A 19,420-nucleotide genomic window follows, 5' to 3' on the forward strand; every position below is an offset into this window, starting at 1 on the left:
ACCATGCAGCTTTCCGTCAATGGTGCCGATGTCTTCGTTGCCACCGGCGGCCGTCCGTTCGATCCGGCGCTGCCCGCGGTGGTGATGCTGCACGGCGCGGGTTTTGATCATTCGACCTGGGCGCTGCACAGCCGCTGGTTCGCGCATCACGGCTATTCGGTGCTGGCGCCGGACTTGCCGGCGCACGGCCGCTCTTCGGGCGCGCCGCTTCCGACCATCGCCGACATGGCCGATTGGACCGCCGATCTGCTCAGTGCCGCCGGCGCACCGAAGGCGAAGCTGGTCGGTCACTCCATGGGATCGCTGATCGCGCTCGAGACTTCCGCGCGGCATCCGGAGAAGGTTTCCGGCCTCAGCCTGATCGGCACCGCCGCCACGATGACCGTCGGCCCGGATCTGCTCAAGGCCGCTGAGGTCAACAATCCCGATGCCATCGACATGGTCTCGATCTGGGGCCTTGGCTTCAAGGCCGAACTCGGCGGCAGCCTCGCGCCGGGACTGTGGATGCATCAGGGCGCGCAACGCGTGCTGCAGCAGACGCGGCCGGGCGTGCTGTACAATGACCTCAACGCCTGCAACGCCTATCAGAACGCGCTCGCGGCGGCCGCGCAGGTCAAGGTGCCCGCGACCTTCATTCTCGGCGAGCGTGACATGATGACGCCCGCGAAGGCCGGCAAGACGCTGGCGGCAGCGATACCGAATTCGCGTACCGTCATCGTTCCGGGCGCCGGCCATATGATCATGGCCGAAGCGCCGGATGAATTGCTCGCGGCATTGCAGCAGTAGCTACACTTGTCATTGCCGGGCTTGACCCGGCAATCCATCCCAAGAAGTGACTCTTGCGAAGATTGATGGATGCGCGGGTCAAGCCCCGCGCATGACGAGTTGAGGACATTACTGCCTCACCGCCGGCTTCCGCTCCACCGGATGAATATCGATCGCTCGCAGTCGGCCCAACCGCAACACGTCCATCGCAAGCGTGCGGCCGATGCGGTCGCGGTCGAGGGCGCGGATCAGGTCGTCGACGCCGTTGATCTCGACGCCATCGAGTTTGATCACGACGTCGCCCGGCAATAGTCCCGCCTTCGCCGCCGGACTGTCCGGCTCGATCTGCGCCAGCAGCGCGCCCATCTTGTTGTCGACACCGGCGACCACCGCGTGACGCCGCGGGATCGGCGCGGTCTGGCCGGCGACGCCGATATAGGCGCGGCGGACATAGCCGTGGCGGATGATCTCCGACAGCACGAATTGCGCGGTGTTGCTGGCGACCGCAAAGCAGATGCCCTGCGCGCCATTGATGATCGCGGTGTTGATGCCGATCACCTCGGATGCCGATGACACCAGCGGCCCGCCAGAATTGCCGGGGTTGAGCGCGGCGTCGGTCTGGATCACGTCCTCGATGGTCCGCCCGCTCACCGAGCGGATCGAGCGGCCAAGCGCGGACACTACGCCGGCCGTCACCGTCGATTCGAATCCGAGCGGGTTGCCGATCGCGACCACGAGTTGGCCGCGGCGCAGGCTCTTGGAATTGCCGAGCGAGGCGTAGTGCAGATCGCGCGCGCCGTCGGCCCGCAGCAGCGCGAGGTCGGTGTCGGGATCGACGCCAAGCACATGGGCATCGGTGACGAACCCTTCGATGTCGCGCAGCCGGATCTCTTTCGACGATCCGACCACGTGGCTGTTGGTCAGCACGAGACCATCGGGCGAAATGACGATGCCCGAGCCAAGTCCGCCGCGCTCACGCATGCTGCGCACTTTAGGTCCGGTTTCGACGCGCACGACGGCTGGGCCGACGCGTTCGGTCACGTCGATCACGGTATTGGAATAGGCATCGAGCAAAACCCGGTCATTGTCCCGGGCAGGCTCGGCCGTTCGCGATGACGGCCCGTCATCGGCGATATCTGAGGTAAAGTCCAACATGGCGAGATTCCTTCGGCTTCATCAGATGGTGGCCGGGAACCGCCTGCGCAAGATGCCCGCATCGGGGCGCAGGGCTGGCCTGCTAGGGCGCCCGCCTGAGCTGACCCGACCTCGCCTTGACCGGATCGAGCAGCGACCAGTCGCCCTGCTCCAGCGTGTAGCCCTTCGGGAACGGCGCGCGAAGTTCAAGCCCGAGCGAGCGCAGCACGCGGTCGTCGCGGTAGTAGCATTGCAGGACGACGCGAACGAGCGTTGCCGCCGCAGCGCCACCCGTGGCGCGGAACTCCTGCGACACGGCATCGCGTTTGGCCGTATCGAGTTCGGCCAGCGGCTGGCCGGCCAGACGCGCGAGATGATCGAGCGCCTGCGCCACCTGCGCGGTGTCGCGGCCGAGCGTCGCCAGCATGTCGGCCTGGATCGCGGGATCGTCTGCCCCCGGCACCTTGTACTCGTCGCTGGCGGGAACGATCATGGCGGCGACGGTGCGGAGGTCGTCGCGTTGGGCCGGGGCCAATTCATTGGCTGCGGACATGGCGATCTCAATCGAAGAGGTTGGCAAGGCGTTGCTTCATCTGGTCGGCGACATAGAGCGCGATCGCCTGGATGGTCGAAGTCGGGTTCACGCCGCCCGAGGTCACGAACACGCTGCCGTCGACGATGAACAGATTCTTCACATCGTGCGAGCGGCCCCATTCGTTGACCACGGAGCGCGCCGGATCGGTGCCCATCCGCGCGGTGCCGAGCAGATGCCAGCCGCCCCAGGGTATCGGGTTGTTGATGCAGATGTCGGTCGCGCCGGCGGCTTCGAGAATCTCCCGGCCGCGCGCCAAGCCGTGCTCCATCATCTTCCGGCTGTTCTCGCTGATCGTGTAGTCGATCTTTGGCGCGGGGATTCCGTGGCTGTCCTTGAGCACGGGATCGAGCGTGACGCGGTTGTGCTCCTCGGGCAGGTCCTCGCAGATCGCGGAGACCGCGAGCCGATGGCCGTTGAGCTTGCGGAACACGCGGTGATGATCCGCGCCCCACGGCAGAATGCCCTTCTGCTCGCTGGCCACCGCTTCGAACACGGGCCCTGCCCCGCGGCCGAACTGGATGCCGTAGCCGCGGACGAAGCCGCGTGACAGATCGGTGTCGTAAAACTCCTTGCTCCAGAGGCAGGTCGGCGGCGCGCGGTTACTATCGGTCGGCTCCTTCACGTAGCCGTAGATCTGCGCATAGGGATGGAACATCAGGTTCTTGCCGACCAGGCCAGACGAATTGGCGAGCCCATTCGGGAAGCGGCCGGAGACCGAGTTCAAGAGCAGCCGCGGCGTGCCAACGCCATTGCAGGCGATGATGACGACCTCGGCCGGCTGAAACTGCTCGACGCCATCCTGGTCGTAGTACACGACGCCCGAGGCCATGCCGTGCTCGTTGGTCAGGATCTCGCGCACGCGGCAATGGGTCTTGAGCTCGACGCCGGCGCGGATCGCCTGCGGCCAATAGGTGATGTCGGTCGAGGCCTTGGCGCCTTGCGCGCAGGCCGGCGTGCAATGGCCGAGATTGATGCAGCGCGCCCGGCCCTCGTAATCCATCGTCGCGACCGTAGTATCCGACGGCCACCAGTGCCAGCCGAGCTTGTTCATGGCCTTGCCGATCAACGGGCCGGAAAGTCCGAGCGGCTGCGGCGGCATCGGCGGGTGCGTCAGCGGCGACAGCGGATCGCCCGACAGACCCGATACGCCCATCATCCGGTCGTTCTCCTCGAAGAACGGCGTGAGTGCATCGTAGTCGATCGGCCAGTCGTCGGCGACGCCGTCGAGCGTCTTCACCTTGAAGTCAGAGGGATGCAGCCGCGGCCAGTGCGCGGTGTACATCACCGTCGAGCCGCCGACGCCGTTGAAGTTCACCACCTTGATCGGCGAATTGTCGTCGTTAACAGGATAGTCCTCGGGCCGGCCACGAATGTTCGGACTGGTCGACCAGTCGCCATAAAACTTCGCTTCCCAGTCGCGCCCCGTGCTCGGATATTCCGACGGCTTCATCCAGCCGCCCTGGTCGAGACAGAGGATGTGCATCTTGGTTTCAGCCAGGCTCCACGCCACCGCCGCGCCGGATGCGCCGGCTCCGATGATTAGGACGTCAACGGGATCGTTCTTCATTGTTTCTCAACTCTCTCGTCCGTCATTGCGAGCGAAGCGAAGCAATCCATGCCTTCGCAAGTGGCGACATGGATTGCTTCGTCGCTACGCTCCTCGCAATGACGGGGATAGGTTCGGGACAGCGTCATGCCAGCGACTCGTAGAGGTCGTTCCAATCCGGATTCAGCGCCTCGATCAGCGCCAGCTTCTTCGCCCGGCTGCCCGCCTTGATCTGCTTTTCCCGAGTGATTGCCTCGATCATGCTCTCGTGCACTTCGTACCAGACCAGTATCTTGCAGCCATACTTCTTCGAGAAGCCCTTCATCAGTCCTTCCCGATGCTCAAAAGCGCGCTTTGGCAGATTCGCGGTTACGCCTGTGTAAAGCGTACCGTGGCGTTTGCTCGCCATGATGTACACGCACGGCTGTTTCATGACTCTTTCTCAGCCCTCACTTCTCACCACCGTCATTGCGAGGAGCGCAGCGACGAAGCAATCCATGTCTCCGCAAGTAGCGACATGGATTGCTTCGCTGCGCTCGCAATGACGGGACAAATATCGCAAGGACGGTCCCAACTCACAATCCTCGCCGGCCGGAGCCATCGCTTCCCTCCCCATCCACCGTCGCCGCTTGCCGGGCGATCTGATCCCCGACGATAGAGGCAGATGCGGTCGTGAGTAAAGCCGACAGGCCGCAGGCAAACCTGCAACCCTGCCACGCGTCCATATGGGGTTTGTCTGGAGATGTGGATGCGGATAGCTTTGCTCCCAAACATGCGCTTGGGAGCGACGCCAATTCCGGACTACGACGCCATCATCATCGGCGCGGGCATGTCGGGCCTGTACCAGCTCTACCGGCTGCGCGAGCAGGGCTTTCGCGTGCGTGTGTTCGAGGCCGGCACCGATGTCGGCGGTACCTGGTACTGGAACCGATATCCGGGCGCCCGCTTCGATTCCGAAAGCTATTCCTACGGCTATTCGTTTTCCAAGGAGCTGTTGGAGGAATGGGAATGGTCGGAGCATTTTGCCGGCCAGCCGGAGACGCTGCGCTATCTCAATTACGTCGCCGACACGTTCGACCTGCGCCGCGATATCCAGTTTCGCAGCCGGGTGATGGCGGCGGCTTACGACGAGGACTCGCGGAGCTGGAGCATTTCCCTCGAAGACGGCAGCCGCTTCGACACGCGTTTCCTGATCACGGCGATCGGGCCGTTGTCGACCCCCACGCTGCCGCGAATCGACGGACGTGACGATTTCAAGGGCGCATCCTTTCACACCGCACGATGGCCGAAGGAGCCAGTCGATTTCACCGGCAAGTGCGTCGCCGTGATCGGCACCGGCGCGACGGGCGTGCAGACGATCCAGACCATCGCCGGATACGTCGGCCACCTCACCGTGTTTCAGCGCACGCCGAACTGGTGCGCGCCGTTGCACAACGGCAAGATCGACGCGGCGACGCAGGAGAAGATCAAGGCGGGCTACCCCGAGATGTTCGCCCGCTGTCAGGAGACCTTTGCCTGCTTCCTGCATACGCCGGACCCGCGCGGCGCGTTCGAGGTTTCGGACGAGGAGCGCGAGGCGTTTTATGAAAAGCTCTATGGCGAGCGCGGCTTCGGCATCTGGCAGGGCAATTTCCGCGACATCCTGATCGATCGCAAGGCGAACGCGACGATTTCCGATTTCGTGGCACGCAAGATCCGGCAGCGCGTGAAGAACCAGGCGATCGCCGAAAAACTGATCCCCAGGAATCACGGTTTTGGCACGCGGCGGCTGCCGCTCGAGACCTTCTATTACGAGGTCTACAACCAAAATAATGTCGAGTTGGTCGACATCAGTGAAACGCCGATCGAGCGGATCACGCCTGCGGGCATCAAGACCAGCGACAGGACATACGAATTCGACATCATCATCTATGCGACCGGCTTCGACGCCATCACCGGCAGTTTTGACAAGATCGATTTTCGCGGCGCAGGTGGGGTGCGTCTCAAGGACACATGGAGAAAAGGCCCGGAGACCTATCTCGGCATCATGGTTCACGAGTTTCCCAACATGCTGATGCTGATGGGGCCGCACACCGCGCTCGGCAATATTCCCCGCAGTATCGAATACAGCGTCGATTGGGTCACGGGGTTGATCCGCTTTGCGATGGACAACAAGCTGACACAGCTGGAGGCGACACCGGAGGGCGTGAAATCCTGGACCGATCACGTCAAGGCGCTCGGCGAAGGATTGCTGTCCAACGAAGTCGATTCCTGGATGACCGGCATCAATTCCAATGTCGAGGGCAAGCAAAGGCGCATCATCGCCCGCTACAGCGGCAGCGCGCCGGCGTATCGCGCAAGGTGCGATGAGGTGGCGGCGAAGGAGTATGAGGAGTTGCGGCTGGGTTGAACTGCCTTCGTCGTCCCTGCGAACGCAGGGACCCATACTCCGCGGCTTTTGTTGTGAAAAAGACAAGATACAACCACCCCACAAGACAATTGCGGTCGGTGGTTATGGGTCTCTGCGTTCGCAGGGACGACGAAGGAGTTTCGGATTCAATCTTCAAAGCGCTGACGCACCTTCACCTTCTCGCGGCGCATTGCGTCCGAGGTTTGCACTTGAACTGTACCCTCTCGTTCAGAGGGCGCAGGGAAGACCGGGTGCTTGCTGCACCCGCGGTCTCGCGTGCGATTTGCGCAAACAAAACTGCACACGAGCATACAGGGCAGCGGGAGCATTCCGGCCTTCCCTGCGCAATGGCTTTACGGCTTACTTCGTGCTCTTGTGTGAGCAAAATCTGCCAGAATGCGCGAACGGGCGGTTCTGAGCAACCGCCCGTCGCTGGATCTGATCCCGTGCGTGCTCAAAGGCGTGAGAGCCTGTCGGGAAGCGAGGGACAGATCCGGTGTCTTCCTCAACCCGAACAGTTGCATGGGCTTCGAGCCCGAACCGAGCAAGGAAGGGAGTGGATGATGGCACAAAACGAGCGTGTTGTCGCCGGTATCGACGTGGCCAAGGACAAGGTGGATGCGTGCATTCGCTCGTTGTCTCAACGGCGGACGTTCCCGAGTACCGCAGATGGACGGCGGGCACTGGTCCGTTGGCTTCGCAAGCACAAGGTCAGCAAAACGGCGATGGAGGCTTCCGGCGGCTACGAGCGGGGCTGGGCCAAGGCCTTGCGCGAGGCCGGGATCGAAGTCCGGATCGTCGACCCGAAGCGGGTGCGCAGCTTCGCCCAATCAGCCGGACGGCTCGCCAAGAACGATCCGATCGATGCGGAGATGATCGCCTGGTTCGCCGAGACCTTCGTCGAGGCGCCGGCCCAGGCCTTTGACGCGGAACGGGAGAAGCTGGCGCAGATCGTGAATGCGCGTCAAGCCCTGCTCGACCTGCAAACGAGCCTGCAAAACAGGAGCGAGCATTCCACACCGGACGTCGTGCAGAAGATGCAGCGGCGGCTGTTGAAGAACATCGCCCTTGAAGTTGCCAAGCTCGAGGCGGCGATCGCAGCCATGGTCAAGGCGACAACGCCTTTTGCCGAACTCGCCGGGATCATCGAGAGCGTGCCGGGGCTCGGCAGGATCACGTCCGCTGGTCTGATTGCGGCGATGCCGGAACTCGGCCAGGTCAGCAACGAGATCGCCGCGGCCCTGTTGGGGGTGGCCCCTTATGATGACGATAGCGGCCGACGTCATGGGCAGCGCCAGATCAAGGGCGGACGCCGCAAGGTCCGCAATCTCTTCTACATGGCCTGCGTTGGAGCCGCGACCCTGCACAACCCCGTGCTCAAGGCGTTCTATGCCCGCCTGATCGCGAAGGGAAAGGAGCCCAAAGTTGCGCTCACCGCCTGCATGCGCAAGCTCATCGTCATCGTCAACACCATGATCGCGCGGCGCCAGAAATGGGACACTAACCGTTACAACGTGAGCGATCCCGCTCGGCTTCCGCCGAGCGCATGCCCAGCCCAATGACCTGTGAGCGGACGGGGTCAAGGCCGTCAGCCGCCGGAGGCGGTGGCGCGCAGCGCCAGCCTTGAGCCCGGCCGATCACGGGTCTACGAAAACACAGTTGCTTCCCGGAGAACGGCTCTGTTGCCTCCGTCGCCAGCGGGACACTTCCCGCCAACTTAACGCCAGCACCGCGGCGCCCGAACCACACGACTTCGCCGTACGCGTCCGGCGCGTACGTCTAGCGCGCCATCAGCGTCCATCGCATCTCACCGCGCGTTCGTGACGATGGCCAACGCCCCTCATCTGCCGCGAGACGGGCGGAGTCATGCCGCTGATTTGGGTGAGAACGAAAGCAGAATATTTTTGCTGGGAGGGCTGGACAGGTTTTGACTGATTTGCCCGACAAGTGGTTTTGTCGCAGTTTGCCGCCGTCATTCCGGGGCGATGCGCAGCATCGAGCCCGGAATCCATCGGGCCACATGCTCTGCGGTGAAATAGATTCCAGGCTCGCGCTTCGCGCGCCCCGGAATGACGGAGCGGCCCTTCACCACGCGTCGATGCACGGCCGCTTCTTGGTCGTGCGCGCTTCCGGCTTCGGCACCGAGCGCAGGCCCGACATGATCCAGTGGCGCGTCTCGGCGGGATCGATCACTTCGTCAATCTCCAGCACGGAGGCGATCGAGACCGCCTTGCCGTTGGCGTAGAGTTCGGCGACCTTGGCCTGGTAGTACTCCTCGCGCTCGGCCGGGTCGTCGATCGCTTCCATCTCCTTGCGGAAGCCGAGGCGGACATAACCTTCCAGCCCCATGCCGCCGAACTCACCGGTCGGCCAAGCCACTGTGAAGAAGGAGGCGTGGAAGCCACCGCCGATCATCGACTGCGCGCCAAGACCATAGCCCTTGCGCAGGACGATGCCGAACAGCGGCACGGTGAGGCTCGCGCCGGTCACGAACATGCGCGCGACATGGCGCACGATCGCGGTCTTTTCGGCTTCGGGACCTACCATGAAGCCCGGCGTATCGCACAGCGACAGCAGCGGGATGTCGAAGGCATCGCAGAGCTGCATGAAGCGCGCGGCCTTGTCGCCGGCCGGGGCATCAATCGCGCCGCCCAGATGCTTCGGGTTGTTGGCGATCAGGCCGAACGGTTTTCCTTCAATACGGATGAAGGCGGTGATCATGCCGACGCCAAAGTCGCGGCGGATCTCCAGCACCGAGCCTTCGTCGGCGAGGAGATCGATGACGGTCCGGATGTCGTAAACCCGCAGCCGGTTTTCCGGGATGGCCCGCCGCAACAGGCGCTGGTCCGGCGCCTTCCAGTCGGCGACCGTGCCCTGGAAGTACGACAGATATTTCTGCGCGGCAGCCGTCGCTTCCGCCTCGTCCTCGACCAGGATGTCGATCACGCCGTTCGGCGACTGGAACGACACCGGGCCCACTTCGGCGGGATGATAGACGCCGAGGCCGCCGCCTTCGATCATCGCGGGACCGCCCATGCCGATCGAGGCGTTTTTCGTCGCGATGATGACATCGCAGCAGCCGAGCATCGCGGCGTTGCCGGCGAAGCAATAGCCGGAGACTACGCCGATGACCGGCACCAATCCTGAGAGTTTTGCGAACTGCACGAAGGACGGCCCGTCGAGGCCGGTCATGCCCAACCGGTCAGTGTCGCCGGGGCGGCCGCCGCCGCCTTCGGCATAGAACACCAGCGGCATCCGCCATTGCTCGGCAAGGCCCAGCATGCGGTCGATCTTCTTGTGGTTCATGTGGCCCTGGGTGCCGGCCAGCACGGTGTAGTCGTAGGCGATCACCATGCAGCGGGCGGTGTCCGCGCCGAATTTTTCGGCGTTCACGGTAGCGACGCCGGAGATCAGGCCATCGGCCGGGGTGTTGCGGATGAGGTCGTCGACGGTGCGGCGGCGGCGCTGGGCGGCGATGGCGAGCGAGCCGTATTCGACAAACGATCCTTCATCGACGAGTTGGGCAATGTTCTCGCGCGCGGTGCGCTGGTTGGTCTTGCGGCGGCGCTCGACCGAAGCCGGGCGGTTTTCATCCAGCGTGATGGCGTGGCGCTCAATCAGCTCGGCCAGATCGGCGCGGATGTGATCAAGATCGACATCCTCCTCTTCGGTCACATCATGGGCGTCGATCTCGGCAGGCTCCAGATAGAGGATCGCCTCGTCCTGCATCAGCGTGACGCCGGCTTCCGCGGCGACCTTCGTCACCCTGCCGCCATGCGGCGCGGTCACCAGATGCTCCATCTTCATGGATTCGAGCACGGCGATCTGCTGGCCGGGGCGGACGAGGTCCCCTTCCCTGACGTCAACAGCCACGATCGTGCCCTGCAGCGGCGCGGGAACGGGCTCCGAGCCTGCCGGTCCGGGACCGCTGACCGCAGCTTCCGTCATGGGTGGGCCGTCGTCGGCCGCGACGCCGGATTCGATCAGCGCCGTCTCGGCGGTGGCTTTGGCTTCGCCGACCAGATCAGCGACGTGGGCCTCGATGAAGCCGGTGCTGACGCGGTTTTCGATAAAATCCGGATGCGCCAGGATCGCAGCCAGGAACGGGATGTTGGTCGCGACGCCGCCGATCCGGAATTCGCGCAGCGTGCGCGAGGCCTTGTGCACGACGTCGGTCCAGTTGCCACCCGGCGAATGCACGATGACCTTGGCGAGCAGGGAATCGAAGGCGGTGCTGGTGCGGTAGCCCGAATAGCCGAACGTATCGACGCGAACGCCGGGGCCGGACGGCAGGTCGAACATCGCCAGCGTTCCACCGGTGGGCTTGGTTCCGCCGGTTTCGTCCATCACCTCCATGTTGACGCGAAGCTGCATCGCGAAGCCGCGCGGCCGCGGGATATAGCCTTGCGCGAGACCGAGCGAGCCGAGTGTCGCGCCGGCCGCCACCGCAAGCTGCGACTGCACCAGATCGAGGCCGAGCACCTGCTCGGTGACGGTATGCTCGACCTGCAGCCGCGGATTGGCCTCGATGAAGGCAAAGGCCTTGTCGCTGGTCCTGGCGTCGTTATCGACGAGAAATTCGAAAGTCCCGAGATTGTCGTAGTTGGCGGCGGCAGCCAGATCCTTGGCGGCATCGATGATGCGTGCGCGCAGGGCGTCGTTCAGGGATGGGCTCGGTGCGATCTCGATCAGCTTCTGGTTACGGCGCTGGATCGTGCATTCGCGTTCCCAGAGATGGCTGATCGCGCCGTAATGGTCGCAGATGATCTGCACCTCGATGTGGCGGGCGTTCCGGATCAGGCGCTCGACATAGACGTCGTCGCTGCCGAAAGCGGCCATGGCCTCGGACTGGCAGCGCGCATAGGCCTGTTCCAGCTCGTTGGCGTCGTCGACGATGCGCATGCCGCGGCCGCCGCCGCCGGCGATGGCCTTGATCATGATGGCGCCGCCGGGCCCCAAGGATTCCAGGAAGGCCCTTGCCTCTTCCAGGCTGGTCGGCCCGCTGGTGCCCTCGATAACAGGCACGCCGCACTTTCTTGCCAGCGCCTTGGCCTGCGCCTTGTCGCCGAACAGGTCGAGCGCTTCGGGCGATGGCCCGACGAAGACGATGCTTTCCTCGATGCAGCGCCGGGCGAGCGTGGCATTCTCGCTGAGGAAGCCATAGCCCGGATGCACGGCCTCGCAGCCGGTCGCCTTGGCGGCCGATATCACGGCCTCGATATCGAGATAGGCCCGCGCGCCGCGGCCCGGGATTTCGCAGGCCGCGTCGGCGGCGCGGACATGCAGCGATTGCGCATCGTCGGCGGAATGGATCGCGACCGTGGCAAGCCCGGCATCGCCCGCCGCGCGCGCGATGCGGATGGCGATCTCGCCGCGGTTGGCGATCAGCAGCTTGTGGAAGGACATCGACGTTTCCGTTCAGGCACCGGAGCGAAACGAACGGGTGACCGGCTCACCTCGCCCCGCGTGCTTCCCCATACGCCAACGGCAGTACGATACGGCCGCCGGCGCGTTTCTCGTTGCTGAACATGAAACCTTTGCCGGGATTCTGTGCAAGCGGAATTTCCTTCCATTGCACGGAATTCACACAGCAGGATGAGGCGGTTAGCGTGTCACCGGCAATCGAGCTGCGCTTCGAACCAGTTCTGCAGCGATGCCGACAGCGGCGGCCAGGCGCGTTGAAAGCCGGAGAGCTTGCTTGCGTTGGTCCGGTAAATCCCGCGCAATTCCGCGTCGATCGCGGGGAGATCGACGCCGGTGCAGCGGCCTTCGCTGACGATCTTCCGGCCATCCACGACCACGTCGCGCAACAACGACGCATTGCCGCGCGCGAACAGGAGGTCGACGGGATCGACCGGCATGATCTGGTCCCGGTCGAGCCGGTCGAGATCGATCGTGACGAAGTCGGCCGGCGCTCCAGGGACGAGCGCGCCGGTTCCGGGCGCGCCCGTCGCCTTCCGGCCATTGGCGATCGCAAGTGCAAGGAATTCGGAGCAGGTCCAGGTTCGCCTGAAGCCGAGCCCACCGTGCGTCATCTGCACCAGCCGCATCTCGCGCAGGACGTCGTCGTCCTCGTCGAGCGCCAGCCCGTCGACGCCGACCGCGATGGCGCAGCCGCATTTGTGCGCGGCGGCGATCGGCGCCAGCCCGGAGCGCAAATGGAGGTTGGAGGAGAAATTGGTGACGATGCGCGCGCCGGAGGCCGCGATCATCTCGATCTCATCGGGTCGGGCATGGATGCAATGCGCCAGCGTCAGCCGGTCCGACAGGAAGCCGATGTCGCGGAGGTAGCGGACGATACCGTCCGGAAAATGCCGGTCCGCCCAAGCGCGCTGATAGATGGTTTCCAGCAGATGCATGTGGATGTGGCGGCCGGTCTGCGCGGAGTTCTCCGCAACCGCCTCCAACAGTGGCTTTGAGCACCACTGCACGCCGGCCGGACCGAGCTGTACGTCGACCTTGGGGCCAGCGATAGCTGCGGCAATCGAGTCCGTCAGCTCGATATAGGCTCTGGGCGACATCGGTGCGCGGACGAACATCTGCTCGATCGTGCTGCGATCGTCTTTCGAAAGGTTGGAGAGAATCGGTTCATCATCGCCATACACGACCGGATTCTGGTCGCGCACGGCAAGTGCAAAGGCGATGCGAATGCCGACGTCGGATGCCGCCCGCGCGATGCCGCTGGCTTCGTCGACCAGCGGCATCGTGCCGCTCGGCCGGGTGTAATGGATCATCATCGCCGCGCAGCCGGCGCGCGCCGAACGCGCCAGCGCGGAAGCTGCGGTCAGATAGGGATCGACCGGCGCGCCCAGCGCGGAGCGGAGGATCCAGCTTTCCAGGGGCATGCCGACCGCACCGAACGAAGACGCCGGCGCGCGCGCATGGTCGTGGGCATTGACGAAGGCGGGAACGATGAGGGAGCGCGGGCTTGTGGCGGGAGGCGCTCCGGCGGAGATATCGGTGATAACGCCGTTGTCGTGCCGCAGCACGACGTTGTCGAGCAGGCCGCGGTCGGGACCGGAGAATAACGTGCTGGCTGTGACTTCTCCGGACATCATTGTCTCCCCGTCATTGCCTGCGACAAACGCGAAGCATTTGAAGGGAGCGCAGCGACGAAGCAATCCATCTTTCCCCGCGTTGAGGCATGGATTGCTTCCGCCTGCGCTCTTTGAGCTAAGGCGGACAAGTCGCTACGCTCGCAATGACGATGTGATACACCGCCGTCAGTTCGCCGTATACACCAGCTCCCGCTCCGCGCGCGGCGGCAAAAACTCGCGCGAAAAAATCTCCGCGGGCGTCGGCGCGCGGGCGAGCTGATAGCCTTCGACGATGATGCCGATGGCGCGGGCCATGCGGTCGTCCTTGACGTCGCCGACGCCGATTTCCTTCATCTCGGGCGACACGATCAGCTTGTCGAAGGAATATTGCAGGCGGCGCTTTTCGACCTCGACATTGATCAGATTGTCGTAGTTGACCGCGGCTTTCATCCCGGCATTCTGATCCCTGGCGATCGCGATCATGCCCTTGTTGACGGCGCGGACGAGACCGGCGACGGCCTTCGGGTTGGACGCCAAGAGCTTGCGCGAGACCATCACGCCGTTGGAATAGAGATCGAGGCCATAATCGCCGAACTGGAACCATTTGTAGTCCTTGTCGGGATCCTGGCGGTTCAGCACGAGGTTAAAGTAGCTCGTGATGTTGAACACCAGCGCGGCGTCGATGTCGCCCTTGATCAGCATCGGCTCCTGCAGGTTCGGCGCCATGTTGGAAATCTTGATCTTCTCGCCTTCGAGCTTGTTCTTCTGCGCAAACACCGGCAGCAGCCGTGTCGTCGGCGTTCCCTGCGCGCCGCCGAGCGTATGGCCCTCGAAATCCTTGATGGTGTTGATGCCGCTGGTCCTCTTGGTGACGATCGCAAACGGCGGCTGGTTCCAGATCATGTAGACCATGACGGGCGCATCCTGCGGCTTGGTCGAGGCGTTCTGGATGATGGCGTTGACGTCGCCGAAGCCCGCGTCATAGGCGCCGGACATGATGCGCGTCACCGTCGCGCCGGAGCCCTCGCCCTGGTCGATCACGACATTGAGGCCTTCCTCTTTGAAATAGCCGTGGTCCTTGGCGTAGAAGAACGCGGCGTCGGAGCCTTGCGTCTTCCAGCCGAGAGTGAACTTGATCGTCGTTTCCTGGGCACCGGCGGCGCCGGCGAACAAGGCAACTCCCAACAGCGCGGCGCTTATTCTGGCTAACATCGTGGTCTCCTGGATTAAGGGTTGGATGGCATCGGCGAAAACGTCTCTCATGTCGCGATCACGTCGTTCTTGCGGGTGGCCCAGCCGGTGACGCGCCCCTCGATCACCGAGAAGATCACGTAGAGCGCGACGCCGAGGCCGGCGAGCACGAACAGGCCGGCGAACACCAGTGGCACGTTGAAATTCGAGGACGCGGTCATCATGACGTTGCCGATGCCGCGGTTCGAGGCGACGGTTTCCGACAGCACCGCGCCGACAAAGGCGTAGGAGATTGCGACCTTCAGCGAGGCAAAGAAGAACGGCATGGCGCGGGGCAGACCGACGTTCCAGAGGATGTCGAGCTTGCTGGCGCCGAGCGCCTTCAGCACGTCCTCGAGTTCGGGTTCGGTGGTCGCGAGCCCCGTCGCAATGTTGACCACGATCGGGAAGAAGCAGATCGAGAGCGCGGTCAACACTGCCGGCACCGTGCCGGAGCCGAACCACAACACGAAGATCGGCACCACGGCGACTTTCGGAATCGAGGAGAAGCCGACCAGCAGCGGATAGGCGGTGTCATAAGCGGTCTTCGAAACGCCGATCACCGCGCCGAGGACTACGCCAAGGCCGACGCCGAGCACGAAACCGATCATCGTGGTCGCCAGCGTCTGCAGGATATGCGGCCACAGGATCGGCAACTTCTCGAACAGCGTGACGAACACCTGCGACGGGCGCGGCAGCACCAGATCGGACATCCCCGTCATCAGGCAGAACAATTCCCAGGCGACGAAGAACAGCACGATCAATGCCGCCGACCAGGCCTTCTGGCGATAATCGAGATCGGGCATGTCAGGCCGCTCCCTGTGCTGGCGAAGCCTCTTTTGACGCCGTCCGGGCATCCTCGATGAAGGCGCGCAGTTTTTGATTGAGCGCGACGAAGTCCGGCTCAAACGTCATCGCGACCGTGCGCGGCCGGGCGAAGGTGACGCGGCTGTCGTCGAGAATGCGGCCGGGCCGCGCGCTCATCACGCAGATGCGGCTGCCGAGAAACGCGGCCTCGCGCAGATCATGCGTCACCAGCAACACAGTCGGCTGGTGGGCGATCCAGAGGTCCTGCAGGATCGACCATAGCTCTTCCCGCGTGAACTGGTCGAGCGCGCCGAAGGGCTCGTCGAGCAATAGCATGCGCGGCTCATGGATCAGCGCGCGGCACAGATTGGCGCGCTGAAGCATGCCGCCGGAGAGCTGCCAGGGATAGCGATTGCCAAAGCCCTTGAGGCCGACCTGCTCCAGCAGCGCGTTGGCCTTGTCGCGGAATTCGGTCTTGCGCAGCCTGCGGAATTGCGAACGAAAGGGTTCGACGATCTTGAGCGGCAGCATGATGTTCCGCTCGATCGTCATCCAGGGCAGCATGGTCGGATTCTGGAACGCCATGCCAACCCGCAAGGCCCGCGCCGCCACTTCCCGGCCGCCGACGATCACGACGCCGGTGGATGGCTGCACCAGCCCGCTCACCAGCCGCAGGATGGTCGACTTGCCGCATCCGGACGGTCCGACCAACGCGACGAACTCGCCATCGGCGATCCGCAGCGTCGTGGTGGAAAGGGCCGGCACCGCGCGGGCGCCGCGGCCGAAGGTGACCGAGGCCTCCGACAGTTCGATGGCAATGGGCGCGGCGGAAGCCGGAACCGGCGATCCCAAGAATTCGGAATGTGGTTGCATGCGCATCATGGCTGGAAGTGCATGCAAGCCGAATGCCAGCCAAACTCGCGTTGGAAATCAAGGGGATCGCAAGTGAACCGCCAAACCCGGCGGATTCCTTTTGTGTTGTGCAATCCGGCCCTCAAACTGCATGCAATTGAGGCGCTCAATCCGTGCGCAATTGTGATAAGAGAGCGCCATTCGAAGCACACGTCCAAGGATTCGCCGATGGCGCCTCGCGCCGCCAGCAAAACCGCTGAATCATCCGACAAGGTCGGCGTGATCTGCCGCGCGCTCCGGCGCGCCATCATCGAGCAGGCGCTGGAGCCCGGCGCGAAACTGCCGGAGGATTCGCTCGGAGAACGGTTCGGCGTCAGCCGCACGATTGCGCGGCATGCGCTGGGCCAACTGGCGGCGGAAGGCCTCGTCGAGCTTCGCCGTAACCGGATTGCGGTGGTAGCGACGCCGAGCTGGCAGGAGGCGCGCGACGCCTTCGATATCCGGATCGAACTCGAACGTCTGGTGGTGCGCCAACTCGCCGGCAAGCTGACCAAGAGCCAGATCGCCGAACTCAACGCCCATGTCGATGCCGAGGACCGCGCCCGCGACGGCACGGACGCGGTGTCGATCAGGCTCGCGACGGAATTTCACATCCTGCTCGCCAACATGACTAACAGCCCGATCCTGGTTCGCTACGTCAGCGAGGTCGCCTACCGCTGCTGCCTGACGCTGTCGCTCTACAGCCGTCCGCATTCGTCGGAATGCGCGATCAACGAGCATCGCGCGATCATCGCAGCACTGGTCAAGGGCGACGAAGCCAAGGTGATGAGCCTGATGCACAGCCACCTGGATTCGGTAGCCAACCGCGCGCTGGTGGCCCCTGCCCCGCAGCGCGGCCGGGATCTGCTGGATATTCTGGCGCCTTATGCCGAGCAAGGCGACGGCGAGCGCGTGGTGAAGATGCCGAAGGTGGTGCGGGCGCGGTAGATTCGCTCCCTCGCCCCGCACTTGCGAACCACTACGCCTCGATCCCCATCTGCACCAGGATGCGCTCGGCGCTGTCGTTCCAGACGTCCATCTTCACGATCTGTCCGCCCCTGACGACGAAGCGGTCGACGTAGCGGTTGCCTTCGAACGGCGTGCCGTCGAGCCATTCGCCGTAGAGCGTGCCGATGCTGTAGACGACGGTCTCGTCCGCGCCCGAGCAGACATCGAAGCGGTCCATCTTCTTCTTGACCCAGCGATAGCGCCGCGCGTTGAAGCCGGTCGGCCCGCGCGGATGATCGAACTCCCGGCCGCCGGTGAAGGTGATGACCGTGCCGGGCTTCATATAGGCGGCGGCCGCCTCCGGATCCGGGATCATCGACGCCGTCAGATAGGCCTCGACCACCTCGGCATCGGACATTCCCTTACGTTCGGCTTTGGCGGCAACGGACATGGCGGTTCTCCTGACCGGAGAATACTACAATCGGTCGACCAAACTGCATGCACATATTTTGGACAATCCGGCCTCAAAACTGCACACAATCTGGAGCTGTCTGGCGCGCGCGCTTCCGCTAGGTTCAGGTTTTCCTCCAGCCTGCCGGTCCCATGAACGCCAAAACCGCCTTCGATCTCATCTTCCGCAACGCCAGGACGCGGTCCTCGGCAGCGGTCGATATCGGCGTCGCCGGCGGGCGTATCGTCGCCATCGAACCCCGCCTCGCCTGCGAGGCGGCCGAAATCGATGTCGGCGGCAAGCTCGTGCTATCAGGTTTTGTCGACACCCATATTCATCTGGATAAAGCCTGCCTGCTCGGCCGCTGCGGCCACGACCATGGCAGCGTCGCCGAGGCCATCGCCGCGGTCGCGGCCATGAAGCGCGATTTCACGGTCGAGGATATCCATGCGCGCGGCGCGCGGGTGATCGAGCGCGCCATCGTGCATGGCACCACCCGCATGCGCACCCACGTGGAGATCGATCCGCGCGTCGCCCTGCGTGGCTTTGAGGCGGTCAAGGCGCTGAAGCGCGACTATGCCTGGGCGCTCGATCTCTCGATCTGCGTGTTTCCGCAGGAAGGCCTGACCAACGATCCCGGCGCCGAAGAGCTCCTGATTGCGGCCTTGCGCGACGGCGGCGACGCGATCGGCGGTTGTCCCTATATGGACACCGACCCGAACGCGCATCTCGAAAAAGTTTTCGACCTGGCCCACGAGTTCGACGTCGATATCGATCTGCATCTCGATTTCGACCTCGATCCGTCGTGGTGGCATCTCGAAGAGGTCTGCCGGCAGACCGAGCGCCGCAACTACCAGGGCCGCGTCGCGATCGGCCATGCCACCAAATTGTCGGCGCTACCGCCGGACCGGCTGGAGGCAGCCGCAGCGCGACTGGCCAAATCAGGCGTCGCCGTGACCGTGCTGCCGGCGACCGATCTCTATCTGATGGGCCGCGACGCCACGCACAACGCGCCACGCGGATTGACGGTGGCGCACAAGCTCGTCGAAAACGGCGTCGTGTGTTCGGTCGCGACCAACAACGTGCTCAATCCGTTTACGCCGTTCGGCGACGCCTCGCTGCTGCGGATGGCGAATTTCTACGCCAATGTCGCACATGCCGGGATCAGCGAGTTCGACGCTTGCCTCGATCTGGTGACGGACCTTCCTGCACGCCTGATGAACCTCAGTGATTACGGCATCACGCCGGGCAATCCGGCCGACTTGATTATCCTCGATACCGACAGCGGGACAAACGCAATTGCGGAACTGCCCGACGTGCTGATGGGATTCAAGAACGGGCGGCAGGTGTTCGAGCGGCGGAAGCCGACGCTGTTTCCGCCGGCTTAGAAAATCTCTCCGTCGTGCTCGGGCAGAAGCGCGAAGCGCGTCTTCGCGCTAGATGTCCCGGGCATCCACGTCCTTTCTCCAACGCAATCAAGAAAGGCGTGGATGGCCGGGTCAAGCCCGGCCATGACGAGGAGCACGGCGACACGAAGAGACGCGTCGCCGGGCGAACCATGCAGGCCGTGCTCTGCCTTATGCGCTGCCCTGCAATTGACGGCCCCGCCGTTCCGTTGTTGTTATCG

At 63.9% G+C, this 19,420-nt stretch carries 15 protein-coding genes; 5 read left to right on the forward strand and 10 right to left on the reverse strand.

The window, feature by feature from the left end:
- Positions 1–3: 3 nt before the first annotated feature.
- Entirely contained in the window at positions 4–786 is a 783-nt protein-coding gene (locus V1288_RS01630; RefSeq protein ID WP_334355418.1) for an alpha/beta fold hydrolase, read from the forward strand.
- 108 nt (positions 787–894) lie between these two features.
- On the opposite strand, the gene V1288_RS01635 is transcribed toward V1288_RS01630, so the two are convergent.
- From V1288_RS01635 to V1288_RS01650, 4 genes are all read right to left on the reverse strand, one after another.
- Entirely contained in the window at positions 895–1,920 is a 1,026-nt protein-coding gene (locus tag V1288_RS01635) for a S1C family serine protease (protein ID WP_334355419.1), read from the reverse strand.
- Between the two features lie 82 nt (positions 1,921–2,002).
- Positions 2,003–2,452 (reverse strand): hypothetical protein, encoded by a 450-nt coding sequence (locus V1288_RS01640; RefSeq protein WP_334355420.1) that lies wholly within the window; start codon positions 2,450–2,452, stop codon positions 2,003–2,005.
- 7 nt (positions 2,453–2,459) lie between these two features.
- Positions 2,460–4,061 carry a GMC family oxidoreductase gene (locus V1288_RS01645; protein ID WP_334355421.1) on the reverse strand — a complete coding sequence of 534 codons (1,602 nt, stop codon included), beginning with the start codon at positions 4,059–4,061 and terminating at the stop codon, positions 2,460–2,462.
- 124 nt (positions 4,062–4,185) lie between these two features.
- Positions 4,186–4,473: a GIY-YIG nuclease family protein gene (locus V1288_RS01650; protein ID WP_334355422.1), complete on the reverse strand. Its 288-nt coding sequence runs from the start codon at positions 4,471–4,473 to the stop codon at positions 4,186–4,188.
- A gap of 315 nt (positions 4,474–4,788) precedes the next feature.
- Between V1288_RS01650 and V1288_RS01655 the strand changes: the two genes are divergently transcribed.
- A complete protein-coding gene (locus tag V1288_RS01655; RefSeq protein WP_334355423.1) occupies positions 4,789–6,429 on the forward strand; it encodes a flavin-containing monooxygenase in 1,641 nt (546 codons plus the stop codon).
- A 563-nt stretch (positions 6,430–6,992) separates the two neighbouring features.
- Complete coding sequence (locus tag V1288_RS01660; protein ID WP_334355424.1) at positions 6,993–7,991, forward strand: IS110 family transposase; 999 nt, start codon at positions 6,993–6,995, stop codon at positions 7,989–7,991.
- Between the two features lie 523 nt (positions 7,992–8,514).
- On the opposite strand, the gene V1288_RS01665 is transcribed toward V1288_RS01660, so the two are convergent.
- The 5 genes from V1288_RS01665 to V1288_RS01685 all read right to left on the reverse strand — a co-directional run bounded on the left by V1288_RS01665 (position 8,515) and on the right by V1288_RS01685 (position 16,382).
- On the reverse strand, positions 8,515–11,835 hold the full coding sequence (locus V1288_RS01665) for a carboxyl transferase domain-containing protein (protein WP_334355425.1): 3,321 nt from the start codon (positions 11,833–11,835) through the stop codon (positions 8,515–8,517).
- Between the two features lie 206 nt (positions 11,836–12,041).
- Positions 12,042–13,484: an amidohydrolase family protein gene (locus V1288_RS01670; RefSeq protein ID WP_334355426.1), complete on the reverse strand. Its 1,443-nt coding sequence runs from the start codon at positions 13,482–13,484 to the stop codon at positions 12,042–12,044.
- 168 nt (positions 13,485–13,652) lie between these two features.
- Positions 13,653–14,678, reverse strand: a complete 1,026-nt coding sequence (locus V1288_RS01675) for an ABC transporter substrate-binding protein (protein WP_334355427.1) — start codon at positions 14,676–14,678, stop codon at positions 13,653–13,655.
- Positions 14,679–14,725: 47 nt separating this feature from the next.
- Positions 14,726–15,502, reverse strand: a complete 777-nt coding sequence (locus V1288_RS01680) for an ABC transporter permease (protein WP_334355428.1) — start codon at positions 15,500–15,502, stop codon at positions 14,726–14,728.
- A 1-nt stretch (position 15,503) separates the two neighbouring features.
- Positions 15,504–16,382 carry an ABC transporter ATP-binding protein gene (locus V1288_RS01685; protein ID WP_442893903.1) on the reverse strand — a complete coding sequence of 293 codons (879 nt, stop codon included), beginning with the start codon at positions 16,380–16,382 and terminating at the stop codon, positions 15,504–15,506.
- Positions 16,383–16,583: 201 nt separating this feature from the next.
- Between V1288_RS01685 and V1288_RS01690 the strand changes: the two genes are divergently transcribed.
- Positions 16,584–17,342: a GntR family transcriptional regulator gene (locus V1288_RS01690; RefSeq protein WP_334355430.1), complete on the forward strand. Its 759-nt coding sequence runs from the start codon at positions 16,584–16,586 to the stop codon at positions 17,340–17,342.
- Positions 17,343–17,373: 31 nt separating this feature from the next.
- On the opposite strand, the gene V1288_RS01695 is transcribed toward V1288_RS01690, so the two are convergent.
- Positions 17,374–17,793 carry a nuclear transport factor 2 family protein gene (locus V1288_RS01695; protein WP_334355431.1) on the reverse strand — a complete coding sequence of 140 codons (420 nt, stop codon included), beginning with the start codon at positions 17,791–17,793 and terminating at the stop codon, positions 17,374–17,376.
- 152 nt (positions 17,794–17,945) lie between these two features.
- On the opposite strand from V1288_RS01695, the gene V1288_RS01700 reads away from it, so the two are divergent.
- A complete protein-coding gene (locus tag V1288_RS01700; protein WP_334355432.1) occupies positions 17,946–19,181 on the forward strand; it encodes an amidohydrolase family protein in 1,236 nt (411 codons plus the stop codon).
- Positions 19,182–19,420 lie beyond the last annotated feature (239 nt).

This window comes from Bradyrhizobium sp. AZCC 2176 (assembly GCF_036924645.1).
Lineage (GTDB): Bacteria > Pseudomonadota > Alphaproteobacteria > Rhizobiales > Xanthobacteraceae > Bradyrhizobium.